The 17,250-nt window shown below is 66.3% G+C and carries 14 protein-coding genes; 10 read left to right on the top strand and 4 right to left on the bottom strand.

What is annotated here, in order from left to right:
* The first annotated feature begins 97 nt into the window (after positions 1 to 97).
* Entirely contained in the window at positions 98 to 1,000 is a 903-nt protein-coding gene (locus JHD59_RS07750) for a VirK/YbjX family protein (RefSeq protein ID WP_199153827.1), read from the top strand.
* 122 nt (positions 1,001 to 1,122) lie between these two features.
* On the opposite strand, the gene JHD59_RS07755 is transcribed toward JHD59_RS07750, so the two are convergent.
* Entirely contained in the window at positions 1,123 to 1,728 is a 606-nt protein-coding gene (locus JHD59_RS07755; RefSeq protein WP_103321119.1) for a flavin reductase family protein, read from the bottom strand.
* A gap of 117 nt (positions 1,729 to 1,845) precedes the next feature.
* Between JHD59_RS07755 and dnaE the strand changes: the two genes are divergently transcribed.
* Complete coding sequence (dnaE, locus tag JHD59_RS07760) at positions 1,846 to 5,280, top strand: DNA polymerase III subunit alpha (protein WP_199153828.1); 3,435 nt, start codon at positions 1,846 to 1,848, stop codon at positions 5,278 to 5,280.
* A gap of 113 nt (positions 5,281 to 5,393) precedes the next feature.
* On the opposite strand, the gene JHD59_RS07765 is transcribed toward dnaE, so the two are convergent.
* The gene (locus JHD59_RS07765; protein WP_199153829.1) at positions 5,394 to 7,367 is read right to left on the bottom strand and encodes a phosphocholine-specific phospholipase C; all 1,974 of its coding nucleotides are present in this window, start codon (positions 7,365 to 7,367) and stop codon (positions 5,394 to 5,396) included.
* Positions 7,368 to 7,538: 171 nt separating this feature from the next.
* Between JHD59_RS07765 and JHD59_RS07770 the strand changes: the two genes are divergently transcribed.
* From JHD59_RS07770 to JHD59_RS07805, 8 genes are read left to right on the top strand one after another with little or no spacing between them, the layout of a single operon-like run.
* Positions 7,539 to 7,979, top strand: a complete 441-nt coding sequence (locus JHD59_RS07770; RefSeq protein WP_103321122.1) for a GNAT family N-acetyltransferase — start codon at positions 7,539 to 7,541, stop codon at positions 7,977 to 7,979.
* Between the two features lie 29 nt (positions 7,980 to 8,008).
* Positions 8,009 to 8,203, top strand: coding sequence for a hypothetical protein (locus JHD59_RS07775; RefSeq protein ID WP_199153830.1), 195 nt, complete (start codon positions 8,009 to 8,011; stop codon positions 8,201 to 8,203).
* Positions 8,200 to 9,663, top strand: coding sequence for a cation/acetate symporter ActP (locus JHD59_RS07780; RefSeq protein ID WP_199153831.1), 1,464 nt, complete (start codon positions 8,200 to 8,202; stop codon positions 9,661 to 9,663). The genes JHD59_RS07775 and JHD59_RS07780 overlap by 4 nt, the downstream gene beginning before the upstream one ends.
* 33 nt (positions 9,664 to 9,696) lie before the next feature.
* On the top strand, positions 9,697 to 10,320 hold the full coding sequence (locus JHD59_RS07785) for a glutathione S-transferase family protein (protein WP_199153832.1): 624 nt from the start codon (positions 9,697 to 9,699) through the stop codon (positions 10,318 to 10,320).
* A gap of 11 nt (positions 10,321 to 10,331) precedes the next feature.
* The gene (locus JHD59_RS07790; protein WP_233163948.1) at positions 10,332 to 10,652 is read left to right on the top strand and encodes a hypothetical protein; all 321 of its coding nucleotides are present in this window, start codon (positions 10,332 to 10,334) and stop codon (positions 10,650 to 10,652) included.
* Positions 10,649 to 11,161 carry a cupin domain-containing protein gene (locus JHD59_RS07795; protein WP_199153833.1) on the top strand — a complete coding sequence of 171 codons (513 nt, stop codon included), beginning with the start codon at positions 10,649 to 10,651 and terminating at the stop codon, positions 11,159 to 11,161. The genes JHD59_RS07790 and JHD59_RS07795 overlap by 4 nt, the downstream gene beginning before the upstream one ends.
* A gap of 8 nt (positions 11,162 to 11,169) precedes the next feature.
* Complete coding sequence (locus JHD59_RS07800; protein WP_233163949.1) at positions 11,170 to 11,838, top strand: M15 family metallopeptidase; 669 nt, start codon at positions 11,170 to 11,172, stop codon at positions 11,836 to 11,838.
* The gene (locus JHD59_RS07805) at positions 11,835 to 13,217 is read left to right on the top strand and encodes an FAD-binding oxidoreductase (protein ID WP_199153834.1); all 1,383 of its coding nucleotides are present in this window, start codon (positions 11,835 to 11,837) and stop codon (positions 13,215 to 13,217) included. Before JHD59_RS07800 ends, JHD59_RS07805 begins: the two co-directional genes overlap by 4 nt.
* A gap of 225 nt (positions 13,218 to 13,442) precedes the next feature.
* Here JHD59_RS07805 and JHD59_RS07810 read toward each other — a convergent pair whose 3' ends face one another.
* A complete protein-coding gene (locus JHD59_RS07810; protein WP_199153835.1) occupies positions 13,443 to 15,269 on the bottom strand; it encodes a tetratricopeptide repeat protein in 1,827 nt (608 codons plus the stop codon).
* Between the two features lie 87 nt (positions 15,270 to 15,356).
* Positions 15,357 to 17,234, bottom strand: a complete 1,878-nt coding sequence (locus JHD59_RS07815) for a methyl-accepting chemotaxis protein (RefSeq protein ID WP_199153836.1) — start codon at positions 17,232 to 17,234, stop codon at positions 15,357 to 15,359.
* Positions 17,235 to 17,250 lie beyond the last annotated feature (16 nt).

Raw genomic sequence — 17,250 nt, forward strand, 5'->3', positions numbered from 1 at the left:
ATTTCGCGTCACACACAGTCACACTGTTCTACATATCTTTTAACAACTTCATGTCCGAACTTACCTTATCCTAACAAGCTAATCGGTGGGGGAAGGCATGACTGTAATCAATTCCGTGGATCTGTTCTGGTCGCTGGCCAGCGGCTCGTTTTCGCGCCGCGACGGCTTCGACGAGGGCAAGAACCGTTTCAAATTCGCATTCCGCGGCGTGTTGACCCTGCCGTGGACGCTGCGCTGGCTGAATACTTTCCGCTCGCAGACGTTGCTGCCCTACCTGCGGCACAATCCGCGGCTGGCCAGCAAGCTGCATCGCCCCTACCTGTACCGATCGCTCGGACCAGCCGGCAAGCTGCGCGCGCTGCAGGCCCACTACCAGTTGCTGGAAAAGCGCTTTTCCGGCGCGGCCCGCCGCCAGCTATTGTCCAGCCAGCATTTGCAACTGGCGGAGCTGGCCGGCAAGAACGACGGCAAGCTGCTGGTGGTGTTGACCCAGCAGCATAGCTTCGACAAAGAAGGGGAAATGTCGCTGCAGGTATGCAACGAGGACGGCGTGCCGCTGGCGACGCTGACTTTCACGCTGACCCGCCGCGAACAGGATATCGTGTTGGTGATCGGCGGCCTGCAAGGCCCGCGCAAGCCGCATGGCGCGGAAGCCGTGCAGTTGGCCACCAAGGCGGCGCACGGCCTGTTTCCGAAGCGGCTGGCGATGGAAGCGCTGACCGCATTGGCGCGCAAGATCGGCGCCGACGAGATCCTGGCCATCGGCAACCGCGAACATATTTACAGCTCATGGCGGTATCGACGCGAGTTCTTCGCCGACTACGACAGCTTCTGGCAGACGCTGGACGCCGAGCCGGTGGATGACGGCCGCTTCTACCGCATTCCGCTGACGCCGCCGCGCAAGGCCATGGAAGACATCGCCAGCAAGAAGCGCGCCGAGTACCAGCGCCGCTACGGCATGCTGGACGCGCTGTCCGAGCAAACCCAGGCCGCGCTCTAAGCGTCGCTAACCAAACCTCATCAGAGAACCTGAGCCAAGGCGCGCCGACGTAGAAGTACAAGTAGTACGGCAAGGAGGCCCAACGCAGGATCAGGGATTGGCTTAGCGGGTCTAAGCGCGGCTCAGGCCGGACGCGCCAGACTGAAGGCCGGCTCCGCCAGGCTGTAGCGATCCCCACCCAGCTTGCCCACCGCCTGCAACGCCAGGTCGTCCACCGCGCCGTCGCGCCACACCTCGTCCGCCACATGGATGTATTTGACCTCGGCCAGCACCAGATTGCCGGCGCCGCTGCCGTGGCCGAAGCTCAGGCATTGATGCAGCGTGCATTCCAGACGCACTGGCGCTTCCGCCACGCCGGGCGGCTTGACCGTCACGCTGGCCGCCCTGGCCAACCCCGCCAGCTCGAATTCGTCCACTTCCGGCGCATAAGCGCCGCAGGTGACATTCATCGCCTCGGCCAGCGGCCGGTTGACGATGTTGACCACCAGCTCCCCAGTCAGCCGGATATTGGCCAGCGTATCCTTGTCCCGCTCCGACGCCTGTTTGAGGATGCTGATGCCCAAGAGCGGCGGCGTCACGCTCATCACGTTGAAGAAGGAAAACGGCGCCAGATTGCACACCCCCTTCAAATCCTGGGTGCTGACCCAGGCGATAGGCCGCGGCAGGATGCAGCCCACCAGCAGTTGATACAGATTCGTCCGCTCCAATTGCTGCACATTGAACTCCATCGGTTTTCTTCGCCTGCGGTGAAAATTGCCATGCCAGCATTCTAATGCGCTTGGGCCACGATGTGCCAGCCATCATTTGAACTGGTTCGCGCCCTCGCCTGCCGGTAAAATGCCGGAATGAACGCACCACGCTTTGTCCACCTTCGCCTCCACTCGGAGTTCTCCATCACCGACGGCATCGTCCGCCTCGATGACGCGGTCAAACGCGCCGTCAAGGAACAGATGCCCGCGCTTGGCGTATCCGACCTGATGAATCTGTTCGGCATGGTCAAGTTCTACAAGGCCTGCCGCAACAAGGGCATCAAACCCATCGTCTCCGCCGACATCTGGCTGGAGAACGAGGAGGATCGCGACAAACCCTACCGGCTGATGCTGATGGTGAAGAACCGCGAAGGCTACCGGCGACTGTGCGAACTGTTGACCGAGGCCTTCAGCCACAACCAGTACCGCGGCCGCGCCGAGATCAAGCGCGCCTGGCTGGAAGCCGGCGACAACCGCGACCTGTTGTGCCTGTCCGGCGCCCATCACGGCGACGTCGGCATCGCGCTGTCCATGGGCCAGCGCGAAGAAGCGCAACGCCGCGCCGCCTACTGGGAAAAACTGTTCCCGGGGTCGTTCTATCTGGAAGTCCAGCGCCTGGACAACGCGCAGATCGAAAACGTGGTGCAGGCCACCTTGTGGCTGGCCGGCGAGATGGCGCTGCCGGTGGTGGCCACCCACCCCATCCAGTTCATGGAGCCGGAAGACTTCAAGGCGCACGAGGCGCGGGTGTGCATCGCCGAAGGCTATACCCTGGGCGACAAGCGCCGTCCGCGCAGCTTCCACGAATGCCAGTATTTCCTCAGCACCGATGAAATGCTGCAGCGCTTCGCCGACATCCCGGAGGCCCTGGCCAACACGGTGGAAATCGCCAAGCGCTGCAATATCTCCGTGGTGCTGGGCAAGAACTACCTGCCGCTGTTCCCGACGCCGGACGGCATGACGCTGGACGACTTCCTGGTCTACGAGGCCAAGCGCGGGCTGGAAGAGCGGCTGAAGCAGCTGTACCCGGACGAAGCGGTGCGCGAAGCCCGGCGGCCGGAATACGACGCGCGGCTGAAATTCGAGTGCGACACCATCATCCAGATGGGCTTCCCCGGCTACTTCCTGATCGTGGCGGACTTCATCCAGTGGGGCAAGGCCAACGGCTGCCCGGTGGGGCCGGGCCGGGGTTCCGGCGCCGGCTCGCTGGTAGCCTACAGCCTCAGCATCACCGACCTCGATCCGCTGCGCTACGCCTTGCTGTTCGAGCGCTTCCTGAACCCGGAGCGGGTGTCCATGCCCGACTTCGACGTGGACTTCTGCCAGGAAAACCGCTGGCGGGTGATTGAATACACCCGGCAGAAATACGGCGAGGAAGCGGTGAGCCAGATCGCCACCTTCGGCACCATGTCGTCCAAGTCGGTGATCCGCGACGTCGGCCGCGTGCTGGACCTGCCTTTCGGCCTGTGCGACCGCCTGTCCAAGCTGATCCCGCTGGAGGCGAACAAACCCTTGAGCCTGGAAAAGGCCATGCAGGTGGAGCCGCAGATCGGCGAGGTGATCGAATCCGAAGGCGCGCAGGAACTGATCGAACTGGCCATGAAGCTGGAAGACCTGACGCGCGGCCTGGGCATGCACGCCGGCGGCGTGTTGATCGCGCCGGGCAAACTGACCGACTTCTGCCCGCTGTACATCGCCAGCGGCGAAGGCGCGTCTCCCGTTTCGCAGTTCGACAAGGACGACGTGGAGCAGATCGGCCTGGTGAAGTTCGACTTCCTGGGCCTGCGCAACCTCACCATCATCGAACTGGCGCAGAAGTACATCAAGCAGGTCAGCGGCGAGGACGTGGACGTCGCCCACCTGCCGCTGGACGACCGCGACGCCTACAAGGTGTTCGCCACCGCCAACACCACCGCCGTGTTCCAGTTCGAGTCCACCGGCATGAAGAAGATGCTGGTGGAGGCCAAACCGAGCAAGTTCGAGGAAATTATCGCCTTCGTGGCCTTGTACCGCCCAGGCCCGATGGACCTGATCCCGGACTTCATCCAGCGCATGCACGGCGCCAAGTTCGAATACCTACACCCGCTCTTGGAGCCGGTGCTGGCGCCGACCTACGGCATCATGGTGTACCAGGAGCAGGTGATGCAGTCGGCCCAGGTGATCGGCGGCTACAGCCTGGGCGGCGCCGACTTGCTGCGCCGCGCCATGGGCAAGAAGAAGGTCGAAGAAATGGTGGCCCAGCGCGCGATGTTCGTGCAGGGCGCGGCCAAGCAGGACATACCCGAGTCCAAGGCCAACGAAATCTTCGACTATATGGAGAAGTTCGCCGGCTACGGCTTCAACAAGTCGCACGCCGCCGCCTACGCGCTGGTGGCCTACCACACCGCTTGGCTGAAGGCCCATCACTGCGCGGCCTATATGGCGGCGACGATGTCCACCGAATTGGACAACACCGACCAGCTGAAGGTGTTCTACGACGATTGCCAGGACGCCAAGAACGGCATCACCTTCCTGCCGCCGGACGTCAACCACAGCTTCTACCGCTTCGTGCCGGTCAGCCGCAAGGAAATCCGCTACGCGCTGGGTGCGATCAAGGGCACCGGCGAAGCCGCGGTGGACCACATCGTATCGGTGCGCGAAGCCGGCGGGCCGTTCAGCGACCTGTTCGATTTCTGCAAACGCACCGACAAGAAGCTGGTCAACAAGCGGGTGATCGAGGCGCTGATCCGCGCCGGCGCCTTCGACGCCATCGAACCGAACCGCGCCCTGTTGTTCGCCAATGTCGGCCTGGCCATGGACGCCGCCGAACAGGAACACGCCAATGCCAATCAGGGCGGCCTGTTCGACATGTTCGGCGACGACGTCGCGCCGGCGGTGGAAATGGTCGCCACCCGCCCATGGAGCGACGCGGTCAAGCTGGCCGAGGAAAAGCTGGCCATCGGCTTCTACCTGTCCAGCCACCCGTTCTCCGCCTATGAGAAGGAAGTGCGCGGCTTCATCAAGACCACGCTGTCGCGGCTGACCCCGCGCAAGGAGCCGCAGCTCTTGGCCGGCTTCGTCACCGGCATCCGCGTCAAGGTGGGCAACCGCGGCAAGATGGCCTTCGTGCAGCTGGACGACGGCACCGCCAAGCTGGAAGTCAGCCTGTTCGCCGAAAGCTTCGAACTGAACCGCGACAAGCTGAAGGAAGACGTGGTGCTGGTGGTGGAGGGCAAGGTCAGCGAGGACAGCTTCTCCGGCGGCCTGCGCATCATCGTGGACAAGCTGCACAGCCTGGGCGAAGCGCGCAGCCGCTACGCCCGCGGCCTGTCCTTGCAGCTGCCGGCCAAGCCCGACATCGCGCGGCTGAAGTCGGAACTGCACCCGTTCAAGAGCCAGGACGCCGGCTGCCTGGTGCGGCTGGCCTACAACAACGGCAAGGCCAAGGGCGAGCTGATGCTGCCGCAGGAATGGGGCGTGCGCCTGGACGACGGCCTGCTGCTGGCGCTGAGCGATTGGTTGGGCGAAGGCAAGGTCAAGGTGCTATGGTAGGGCGGAAGCCCTGATTCCATCAGGGCGTTCCGCCTGACCTGCGATTCAAGCCTATCGTACGCATGCCGATACCTGCGGCGGAACGCCCGGCAAGCCGGGCTTCCGCCCTACTTTCAGCCGCTGACGCTGACCATCCCGGTCTCCACATGCCCCACCATACGGCGCACGAAGCTGCCGTCGCTGCTGGTGGTCACGGTGAAGTCATACCAGCCGTACACGCCGGACAGATTCCAGCTCAGCGTCTGGCTGGCGCCGGCCGCCACCGTCACCTGCTGCGCCGCGCTGCCGCCGTAGCCATTGGCGCTGATCTGGAAGGTCACCGCCGACTTGCCGCCATTGCTCAACTGCAGCGTCAGCGTCGGCACGCCTCCGGCAGCGCTGACGCCGCTGGCCGCCTCCAGTTTGCCACCGGCCTGATGGATATTGCCGGCGAAGCGGCGCAGGAAGCCGTTCGGGCCGTACAGCGTCAGGTCGTACCAGCCGAGGCCGTAGGTCTGGACATGGAAATAGTCTTTGCTCTCGGCGCCGCCTGCCACGTCGTACTGCCACGGGCCGTCTATGCGGTAGGCGTTGGCGTAGATCGAATAATGCGCCGCCTGCGTGCCGCCGTTCTGCATGTGTATCCAGACGATGCCGGACGACAAGTCCGTGCTGGCGTAAGCGTTGCACTGGTAAGGCAGCGGACGCGCCAGCCGGCGGCCGGGTTCCTGTTGCGGCATCTGGCCCGGCGCCGGCGCGCTGGGCTTGGGCCAATTCTTGGTTTGCTGAGCCTGGGTCAGCAGCGCCGTGGTGTCCGGGAAGGCCGGCACGGTGAGATTGCTGTTGCCGAAATCCAGCGCGCTGGTCAGGTCGCCGCAGATTTTGCGCCGCCAGGCCGAGATGTTCGGCTCCTGCACGCCGGTCCAGGTTTCCAGGAAGCGGATCACCGAGGTGTGGTCGAACACCTGCGAGCAGACATAGCCGCCACGGCTCCACGGCGACATCACCAGCATGGGAACGCGCGGCCCCAGGCCTATGGGCGCGCCGGACACGAACTCGTCGGCGGTGCCGGACGGCGGCACCGGCGGCGGCAGATGGTCGAAGAAGCCGTCGTTTTCGTCGTAGTTCAGCAGCAGCACGCTGGAGGCCCACACGTCCGGATTCACGGTCAGCGCCTGCAGCACCTGGTCTATCAGATAAGCGCCGGCGGCCGGCGCGGCGCTGGGGTGCTCGGAATAGTCCTGCGGCGCCACCACCCATGACACCTGCGGCAGCGTGCCGTTGACCGCGTCGTTGCGGATGGCGGCCACCAGATCTTGCACCGAGTTGCCGCCGGTCTTGGGCACCGAGGCCATGCCGCGGTCGTGCAGCGGATTGCCGGTCTGGGCATTGCGGTACTGCTTGAACCAGGCCAGCGCGTTGTCGTCGAAATTGTCTCCCAGCACCTGATACACCTTCCAGCTGACGCCGGCGTTTTGCAGCCGCTCTGGATAGGTGGTCCAGCTGTAACCCAGCTCGCTGTTGTCGATCACCGGCCCGCCCTTGCCGCCTTGCGGGTTGATCATGCCGCTCCACAGATACAGGCGGTTGGGATTGGTCGGCCCCAGCACCGAACAGAAATAGTGGTCGCAGATGGTGAAGGCGTCGGCCAGCGCGTAGTGGTAGGGAATGTCGGCGCGGTTGAAGTAACCCATGGTCATCGCCGTCTTGGCCGGCACCCAGCCATCGTACTTGCCCAGGTTCCAGGCGGCGTGCGTGCCCAGCCAGGAGTGGTCCAGGTCGCTCAGGTATTGCGCGCTGGTGCGGCTGCTGTCCAGATGAAACGGATACTCGGCCGGCTGCAGCAGATTGGGCTGCTTGAACACGCTGTTGCCGTTGCGCAATTGCAGGGCGCTGCGGTCGTTGAAACCGCGCACGCCGCGCAGGGTGCCGAAATAATGGTCGAAGGACCGGTTTTCCTGCATGAACACCACGACATGCTTGACGGCGGACAGGCTGCGTCCGGCCGGCTGAGCCGCCATGGCTGCCGCCAAACCGGGCGGCAGCGCGCCGGCGGCAATGCCGGCGGCCGACAACTTGAGAAACTCGCGACGTGACAATTCGCTCATGACAACGCTCCGGAATAGGCAAGGCAATAGGGAAACCAGGCAAAACAGCGGGCAGTTTGCGCAAGAAATATGATCATTTCATTAAGCGTGCTGATCGGCTGACTTTGCGCAAAGCACGCCATCGTTTACCCTTGACGCCCTCCCCCGGAACCAGACAGCAGGACCCACCCGATGAAATTGCGCCCCGCCCAACGCGCCGACCTCGCCGCCATCTTCGCCGTCGAACTGGCGGTATTCGGCAGCCACGTCTATCCCGACTTCTTTTTCCGCCAGGCCCTGGACCTGTGGCCGGACTGGTTCTGGCTGGCCGAGGACGAAGCCGGGCAGGTCGTCGGCTATGCCCTGGGCGCCCCCAGCCAACAGCCTGACGCACTGTGGCTGCTGTCGCTGGCGCTGCTGCCATCCTGCCGCGGCCAGGGCGCAGGCAAGGCCTTGATGCAGGCGGCGCTGGCCGCCATGCGGCCGCAGGCGAACACCATTCGCCTGACGGTGGACCCGGCCAATCCGGCGGCCGAGCTGTACCGCCGCCTGGGCTTTGTCGAAACGGGCCGCGAGGCGGATTACTTCGGCCCTGGCGAAGCCAGGCTGGTGATGCAGTGGCAAGGCCGCTAAACTCGGGCTTTTGCTCGAATGAAGCGCGCATGAAGCTGTTACTGGTTTGCCTCGCCACGGCGGTCTGCCTCGGCTACTACCTGATCCTGGCCCTGCGGCCGCAGTGGCTGGCCATCAGCCTGGCCGGCGTGCCGGCCTCCATCGCGCTGGCGCTGGCCGCGATGCTGCTGTTCTGCCTGATCGCCACGCTGTACGGCTATCTGCGGCGGGAGGATGGCGCATGAGTCTGGCGCAATGGCTGTTTCTGGCGCTGACGCTGCTGACCCTGCTGCTGACCGCCGCCGCGCGTCGCCGCACCGCCTCGCTCAATGATTTCTATACCGCCGGCGGCCGGGTGCCGGCCTGGCAAAACGGCCTGGCGCTGGCCGGCGACTACCTGTCCGCCGCCGCCTTCCTCGGCGCGGCCGGCATGTATCTGGGCCAGGGTTATGACTCGCTGGCTTACGCCGTGGGCACCCTGGCCGGCTGGCCGCTGCTGCTCCTGCTGCTGGCCGAACCGCTGCGGCGGCAGGGCCGCTACACCGTGGCCGGCGTGCTGAGCCAGCGCTTTGACCACGCCGGCGTGCGGCTGGTGGGCATCGCCAGCTCGCTGACGGTGACGCTGTGCTACCTGATCGTGCAGCTGGTGGGCGCCGGCAAGCTGATCGAACTGCTGTTCGGCCTGCCCTATCTGGCCGCGGTGGGCCTGGTGGGCGCGCTGATGATGATCTACGTGGCGCTGGGCGGCATGCTGGCGGCCACCTGGGTGCAGATGAGCAAGGCGGCCTTGCTGTTTGTCTGCGCCCTGCTCCTGGCTGGCGGCGTGCTGGCGCGTTACAACGGCAGCCCGGCCGCCCTGTTCGCCGCCGCGGAAAAGCTGCGCGGCGCGGCCGCCTTCCTACCCAGCCAGGCCTTGTCCGACCCGGTGGAGGTGCTGTCGCTGGGCCTGGGGCTGAGCCTGGGCCTGCTGGGTCTGCCGCATGTGCTGATGCGTTTCTTCACCGTGGCCGATGAGCGCGCCGCGCGGCGTTCGGTCGGCATCGCCACTTGGCTGGTGGCCGGCTTCTTCCTACTGAATCTGATCATCGGCTATGGCGCGCTGACGCTGATCGGCCCTGATCCACGCTTCCACGGCGCGGACGGCAAGCTGCTGGGCGGCGGCAATATGGCGGCGCTGCATCTGGCGCAGCTGCTGGGCGGCGATTTCGCCCGCGCCGCGGTCGCCGCGGTGGCTTTCGCCACCATCCTGGCCGTGGTGGCCGGCCTGACGCTGGCCGGCGCCAGCGCGGTCAGCCATGACCTGTACGCCAGCTGGCTGAAACAGGGCCAGACCGATCCGCGGCGCGAGCTCAAGGTATCGCGGCTGGCCACGCTGGGCCTGGGCCTGGCCGCCATGCTGTTGTCCACCGTATTCCAGCAGCTGAACATCGCCGTGATGATGGGCCTGGCCTTCGCCATCGCCGCCTCGGCCAATTTCCCGCTGCTGCTGCTGGCCTTGCACTGGCGCGGCCTGAGCGCGCGCGGCGTGGTGTGGGGCGGCGTGGCCGGCATCGTCGGCGCGCTGGCCTTGATCGTCTGCGGCCCAGCGGTATGGGTGGCCGCGCTGGGCCACGCCAAGCCGCTGTTCCCGTATTCCAACCCCGCGCTGTTCTCGCTGCCGCTGGCCTTCGCCGCGGCCTGGCTGGGATCGCGCGGCAAGCGCTAACATGATGGAAGCGCCCGACAGAAAGTACACGCAATGAGCAAGCTGATTCTCTACGGCAACCGCTACTCCGGCCATAGCTACAAGGTCAGGCTGGCGCTGGTATTGGCCGACATCTCGCACGACTACGCCCACATCGACCTCGCCCTGCCGCGCGCCGAACGTCCGGAAGACTTCCGCACCGCCAGCCGCTTCGGCGAAGTGCCGGTGCTGGTGGCCGACGGCGTGCCGCTGTGCCAGTCCAACGCCATCCTGCAATGGCTGGCCGACAGCTACGGCACGCTGGGCGGCGCGCTGGGCGAACGCCAGCGCGTGCGCGAATGGCTGAACTGGGAAACCAACCGCCTAGGCATGTCCTTGCCCAATCTGCGCTACTCCCGCCTAATGGCCCACTACGAACCGGCGGTGGAAGCCTGGCTGGAAGCGCGGCTGCGCGAAGACCTGGCCGTGCTGGAGACGGAGCTGGCCGAGCGCCGCTATCTGGCCGGCGACCAAGTCAGCATCGCCGACATCTCGCTGTGCGCCTACCTGTGGTGGCTGTCCGACGCCGGCCTGGACATCGCCGATTGGCCCCATATCCAGGCCTGGCTCGCCCGCATCGCCGCCCAGCCGGGCTGGCAGCATCCGGACGAGCTGATGGCGGCCGACATCCCGGAATAAGCGCGCCTGTCATGGCCAGCCGGCAGGTGGTATGGTTGAGGATCGACGCGCCGGCCAAGCCCGCGCCCGGCCAGCCCTGCAACGGCTGCGGCGTATGCTGCGCGGCCGCGCCCTGCCCGCTGTCGCGGCTATTGCTGAAACACCGCGCCGGCACCTGCCCCGCGCTGGAATGGGACGCCCCGCGCTATCGTTGCGGCCTGCTGCAAACCCCGCGCCGCTATCTGCCCCGCTTGCCAGCCTGGGCCGAGCCGGGGTTCCGACGGCTGGCCCGGCGCTATCTCGCCATCGGCCACGGCTGCGACAGCCTGGCCACTACAGAGGAAGACCCATGAGCCGCCCCGACTGCATCAAACATTGGAGCGAACTGCAAAGCGACAGGCCGCGCTATTACTCCGGCAGCCAGGAACCGCTATCCCGCGGCAGCGCGCTGGGCAAGCACTATGGCTTCGCCCGGCTCGGCATCCATCACGAACTGCTGGAACCGGGCTGCCGCACCAGTTGGCCCCATGCCGAAAAAACCGAGGACGAATTCGTCCATGTGCTGGAAGGCACGCCCGATGTCTGGCTGGATGGCACCGTGTACCGGCTGCAGCCGGGCGATTCGGTAGGGTTCAAGGCCGGAGACGGCCTGGCTCATACCTTCATCAACAACACGGATCAGCCGGTTCGCCTGCTGTGCGTAGGCGATACGGACAGAGAGGACAACCGCATCCACTACGCCGTGCATCCCGAGCGCAACCAGTTCCTGGGGACCCTGCACTGGGACGACGTGCCGGAGCGCAAGCTTGGCGGCCACGACGGCCTGCCGGACAAGCTGCGCGACAACAACGGGCCTTTCTGAAAGCCGCCATGCTGACGCTTGCCGACCCCGCCCTGCTGGCCATTCCGCTGGCCGACATCGCCGAACCGTTCGTGGACCTGGCCGACTACCCGGACTGGGCAGTGGACCTGAGCCGCAGTCAGATTGCCAGCCGCAGCCCGCACTTTCTGGAAGCCCGCCGCGCGGTGGCGGAGCGGCTACAGATCGCCGCGCGCCATCTGCCGGATGGCCTGCGCTTCTGCGTCAAGGAAGCCTACCGGCCGTTGGCGCGCCAGCAACGCTCTTACGACGAGCATCTGGCCAAACTCCGCGAACTGCGGCCGGAACTGGACGAGACCGCGCTGTTGCGCGAGGCCAGCCTGTACGTCGCTCCGCCGGCTGTCGCGCCGCATCCCACCGGCGCGGCGCTGGACGTGACGCTGATCGATGCCAAGGGGCAGGAACTGGACATGGGGTGCCCGTTCAATGCCGACAGCGAGGAATCCGCCGGCGCCTGCTACACCGACAGCCCCGCCATATCGGCTCAGGCCCGCACCAACCGGCGCATGCTGAGTGAGGCGATGCGGGCGGCCGGCTTCGTCAACTACCCGTCCGAGTGGTGGCATTGGTCCTACGGCGACCGCTACTGGGCCGCCGTCTGCGGCGCGCCGCAGGCGCTGTACGCGGCCGTGGACGAAAGTTTTCTGGAACCCGCATGAACGACTTCCTGCAGCCGCTGGCCGCCGCCATCGGCCCGCAATACATCCTCACCGCGCAAAACGATACCGCACCGTTCACGCTGGACTGGCGGCGGCGCTATCAGGGCGCGCCGCTGGCGGTGGCGCTGCCGGGCAATACCGCGGAAGTGGCCGCCATCGTCCGGCTGTGCCGCGCGCACAAAATAGCCATCGTGCCGCAGGGCGGCAATACCTCCACTTGCGGCGCAGCCACGCCGGACGCCAGCGGCCGGCAGCTGATCGTCGCCTTGCGCCGCTTGAAAACCATACGCCGGGTGGACACCGACAACAACGCGCTGACCGTGGATGCCGGCGTCACGTTATGGGAAGCGCAGCAGGCGGCAGAAGCGGCCGGACGGCTGTTTCCGCTGGCGCTGGCTTCGCAAGGGACTTGCCAGATCGGCGGCAACCTGTCCACCAACGCCGGCGGCGTGGCGGTGCTGCGCTACGGCACCATGCGCGAGCTGACGCTGGGGCTGGAAGTGGTGCTGCCGGATGGCCGCGTGCTGGACCAGCTGTCCGGCCTGCGCAAGGACACCACCGGCCTGGACCTGAAGCAGCTGTTCATCGGCGCGGAAGGCCAGCTGGGCCTGATCACCGCCGCCACGCTGAAGCTGTTTCCGCTGCCCAGCGCCCACGCCACCGCGATGGTCGGCGTCGGCGATATCGAGACGGCGATAGACTGGCTGAACCGGCTGCGCCATCGCTTTGGCGACCGCCTGACCGCATTCGAGGTCATCGACGCCAACTGCCAGCAGGTGTTGCTGCGCCACCATCCGGCGCTGATGCCGTTTTCCGCGCCGTGGCTGATCCTGATCGAGCTTTCCGATGGCGGCGACGCAGCGCAGCTTAACGACGCGCTGGTGGAGTGGCTGGCCACGCAGGACATGCTGGACGGCGTGATGGCGCAAAACGAAACCGAACGACGCAAGCTGTGGACGCTGCGCGAGGAGATATCGGAAAGCCAGCGCAAGGACGGCCCCAGCATCAAGCACGACATCGCGGTGCCGACCTCAGCGCTGCCGCAACTGGTGCGCGACTGCGCGGCGGATCTGGAGCGGGCGTTTCCCGGCGTGCGCATCGTCGCCTTCGGCCATGCCGGCGACGGCAATCTGCACTACAACGTCAGCTTCACCCGGCCCGGCAATGTCGATCTTTTCGATGACGAAGCGGCGGTCAACGCCATCGTCTACGACCATGTCTACCGCCTGGGCGGCACGCTGGCGGCGGAACACGGCGTCGGCCAGCTGAAGAAAGACTGGCTGGTGCACTACAAAGACCCGCTGGCGCTGGAATTGATGCGCAGCATCAAGCACGCGCTGGACCCGGACGGGCTGATGAATCCCGGGAAGTGGCTGTAAGGCGGAAGCCCGGCCGCGCCGGGCGTTCCGCCGATCACAACCGAAGCATGACGGAACGCCCCTTGGGGCTTCCGCCCTACTTGCGGATGCGCAGCATCAAGCAGGCGCGGCCCCGAACAGACTGATGAATCCGGACAAGTGGCTGTAGGGCGGAAGCCCGGCCGCGCCGGGCGTTCCGCAGATCACGACCGAAGCATGGCGGAACACCCCCTTGGGGCTTCCGCCCTACCCGCCAGACAGCCGAGCCATCGTCTCGTCCCATCCCTCGCCGCGCCGTTGGCGCTGCAGGCGGACCGAGCCGTACCACTGCGTCGTTTCGCCATCCTGCCCCCAGCGCCAGTCCACATGCTCGCCAGACAATAGCAATCGGCAAGGCACGCCCAGCGCGCCGGCCAGATGCGCCATCGCCGTGTCCACGCTCACCACGCCGTCAAGCTCGGCAAGCACGGCCGCGCTATCGGCAAACTCCTTGAGTTCGCCGCCCAGCTCCAGCACGCCGTGTTCGCGCAGCCAGGCCTGCTCGGCCTCCGTCGGCGCCGGCTGCAGCGCAATCCAGTTGGCGCTTTCGCCGCGCAGCAAGGGCTGCAAGGCCTCCGGTCCCGGCAAGGAGCGGCAGTGGTCGAACGGATGCTCGGGCCGGCCGCGCCAGACCAGGCCGATGTTGCGGCCGGCAGGCAGGCGCGCACGCCACGCCTGCCGCAGCGCCGGATCGGCCTGCAGATAGATTTCCGCGCGCGGCTCGAACTCGCGCAAGACCCATGGCAGGCTCATCGAAAACACATGGCAATCGTGCGGCGGAAAAGCGGCAGGGTAGCCGCCGGCCATAGCCAGCCATTCCACTTGCGGCCATTGCCGCGCAAACAAGGGCAACAGCGGCGCGCGGCACAGCGCCGTCACGCGCGCCGCGCCCTTTTCGAGCAGAGGATCCAGATAGCGGCTGAACTGGATGGCGTCGCCATAGCCCTGTTCGAACATCAGCAGCAGATGCCTGCCCGACAAGTCCTCGCCCTGCCAGCGCGGCGACGGCGGCGCAGGATAGCTCGCGGCGGCCAGCCTCGCCTCGTGGCTCTCCCAGCCGGCCTGCCATTCGCCGCGCGCCAGCCGCAAATAGCCCAGGTTTTGCCGCAAGCGGCGATGGGCCGGCGCCTGCGCCAGGCCGCGCGTCCAGGCTTGCTCGGCCTCTTCATCCCGGCCCTGCTCGCGCAGGGCCACGCCGAGCAGATTCAGCCAGTCGGCGCGGTTTGGCTCGGCCGCCAGCGCCGCGCGCAGCGCCTTCTCCGCCTCGGCCGCGCGGCCAGTGGCGCAAAGCAAAGCCGCCAGATTGGGCAGCACCGCTGCCGGCTGCCGGGCATGGGCCGCGCGCAGCCAGCGCTCCGCCTCGTCCCAGCTGCGCCGCGCCATCAGCAGCAGCCCCAGATTATTGCTGGCGACGGCATGCCCCGGTTCCAGAGCCACGGCGCGCCGCAACATCGTTTCAGCCTCGGCGGCATCGCCCTTGTCCGCCAGCAACTGGCCCAGCAGCTGCAGGGCTTCGACATCATCCGGCGCATCCGCCAGGCAGGCGCGCAAACAGGCCTCCGCCTCGCCGGCTTGGCCCTGCTGGCGCAGCAAACGGCCCAGCTGATAATGCGCGGCGGCCGAAGGGCGCGCCGCCAGCCGGCGGCGGAAGCAGGCCTCGGCCTCAGGCAGCCGGCCGGCTTCCTGCAGCAGATTGCCCAGATTGCCCAGGCTGGCCGGGTGGTCTGGGTCGCGCGCCAGCTCGGCGCGGTAATGCGACTCCGCTTCGCTCAGTTTGCGCTGCTCGGCGCGCAGGCAAGCCAGATTGAAATGCGCGTCCGGGGTGGCAGGATCGAGCGCCAGCGCCTGGCCCCAGCATTGCTCCGCCAGCGGCAACTGGCCGAGCCGAGCGGCGCAAACGCCCAGCAAGTTCCACAGCGGCGCATTGCCGGGCTCCGCCTGCAGGCCGGTCTGCGCGGCATGCAGCGCGCCGGACAGGTCGCCTTCGGCCAGGCGTCTGGCGGCAAGCAGGGTATCGGGAGAAAACGGCGTCATGGCATCCGATCATCGAAACGGCTTGTCCGGATCTTCGACGCAAAAACGCCGCCTGGCAAGGCGGCGTTGTCTGCCTGAGCGGCGGGATCACAGCCGGAACTTGTTGAACTCCGCGTCCATCTTGCCGGCGTTGCCGGCCAGGCCAGACAGCGTGCTGCTGACGTTTTGCAGCACGTCGTCGTTCTCCAGCACATGGCCGTTGATCGCCTCGGAGCTTTGCGCGATCAGCGTGGTGGCCTTGTGCTGTTCCTGGGTCGAATGGGAAATCTCGCTCATTTTGGCCACCACCTCCAGCATGGATTCGCGGATGGCGGCGATATTGTCCACCGCCTCGCGGGTCAGGCCCACGCCCTCGTCCACCGCCTGCACCGTGTTATTGACATCGCCCACGGCGCGGCCGGTTTCCTCGCGGATCGCGCCCACCATATTGGAGATTTCCAGCGTGGCTTGGGCAGTGCGCTCGGCCAGCTTGCGCACTTCGTCCGCCACCACCGCGAAGCCGCGCCCCTGCTCGCCGGCGCGCGCCGCCTCGATCGCCGCATTCAGCGCCAGCAGATTGGTCTGGTCGGCGATGTCGCGGATCACATTGGTGATGCCGGAGATTTCCTGCGAGCGCTTGTCCAGCGAGGACAGCATCTCCTCCAACCCGCGCACCGACTGCACGGTGTTTTCCATGCCGCTGGACAGCCGCTCCATATTGTCGGCGCTGGCCGCCAGATTTTGGCCGGTGGCGTTGGCCAACTGGTCGGCCTGGCGCGCGCTGTCGGCGATATGGGAGATGGAAACGGTGATCTGCTCCAGCGTGGCTGCGTTGGAGGACGAGACGTCCGAGATATGGCGCGCGCTCTGCGCCACGCTGGCCACCAGCTGGCTGGCGTCCTGCACGCCGCCCACCACGTCCTGCGCATCCGTCTTCAGGCCGCGGAACAGGTGGCCCAGCTGGCCGACAAAGGTGTTGAACGCGCGCGCGGTGGCGGCGATCTCGTCCTGGCCGTCATCCTTCAGCCGCAGCGTCAGGTCGCCCTGGCCGCGCGCGATGTCCTCCATCGCCGCCTTCAGCTTGACCAGGCCGGCCAGCATCTTGCCGATGACCATGCCGGAGAACAGGATCATGAACACGAACACCAGCAGGCTGAGTCCGCCTATGGTGTACAAGAGCTTGTCCAGCGGCGCCAGCACCACATCGCGCTCCGTCGCCAGCGCCATGACCCAGTTGGTGCCCGGGATGGTCTGGGCGGAGACCAGCATGTCTTTGCCGCCGATGCTCATATCCGAGGCGTTGTCGCTCTGCACCAGCTGCGTCAGCCGCTCCGGCGTCAACTCCGGCACCAAGCCGGTGATGGGCTTCAGCGTCAGGTCCGCCTGCGGGTGGGCGATCACGGTGCCCTTCTTGTCGACGATGAAAGCGTAGCCGTTGCCGCGCACCTTCATCGACAACACCGACTTGACCAGGGTGTCCACCATCACGTCGCCTCCGACCACGCCGGCGAAGGCGCCGTTGTGGCTGAACGGCGCGGCGATGGTGACGGTCAGCTTCTTGGTGGCCTCGTCGACATAAGGCTCGGTCACAATCGGCTGGCCGGCGTCCTTGGCCTGTTTGTACCAGTCGCGGTCGGCCACTTTGTAATCCGCCGGCGCCACCCAGTCGTCGGAGAACAGCGTGCGTCCGTCGGCGTAGCCGGCATAGTTGACATTGAAGCCGCCGGCCTTGCTGCCCACCTTGAGGAAGCGCAGCGCATCCGGTTCATTCGCCACGCTGGTCTGGGCGACGATCTGCTGTTTTTTCTCGGAGAGCCAGGTAGTGACCACGGCGCTCTGCCCCTTCAGGCTGGCGGAGAACTCGTTGTCCAGCCCGCCCAGGATTTCCGATCGCATCTGCATGAAGACTATGGTCACCAGGACCAGGCCGAACAGCGCCATCAACAAGACGTTGAGCGCTATCAGGCGGCTACGGAGTGATTTCATCTGTTTCCCTTTTCCC

The sequence above is a fragment of the Chromobacterium sp. ASV23 genome (genome assembly GCF_016428945.1).
GTDB lineage: Bacteria > Pseudomonadota > Gammaproteobacteria > Burkholderiales > Chromobacteriaceae > Chromobacterium > Chromobacterium sinusclupearum.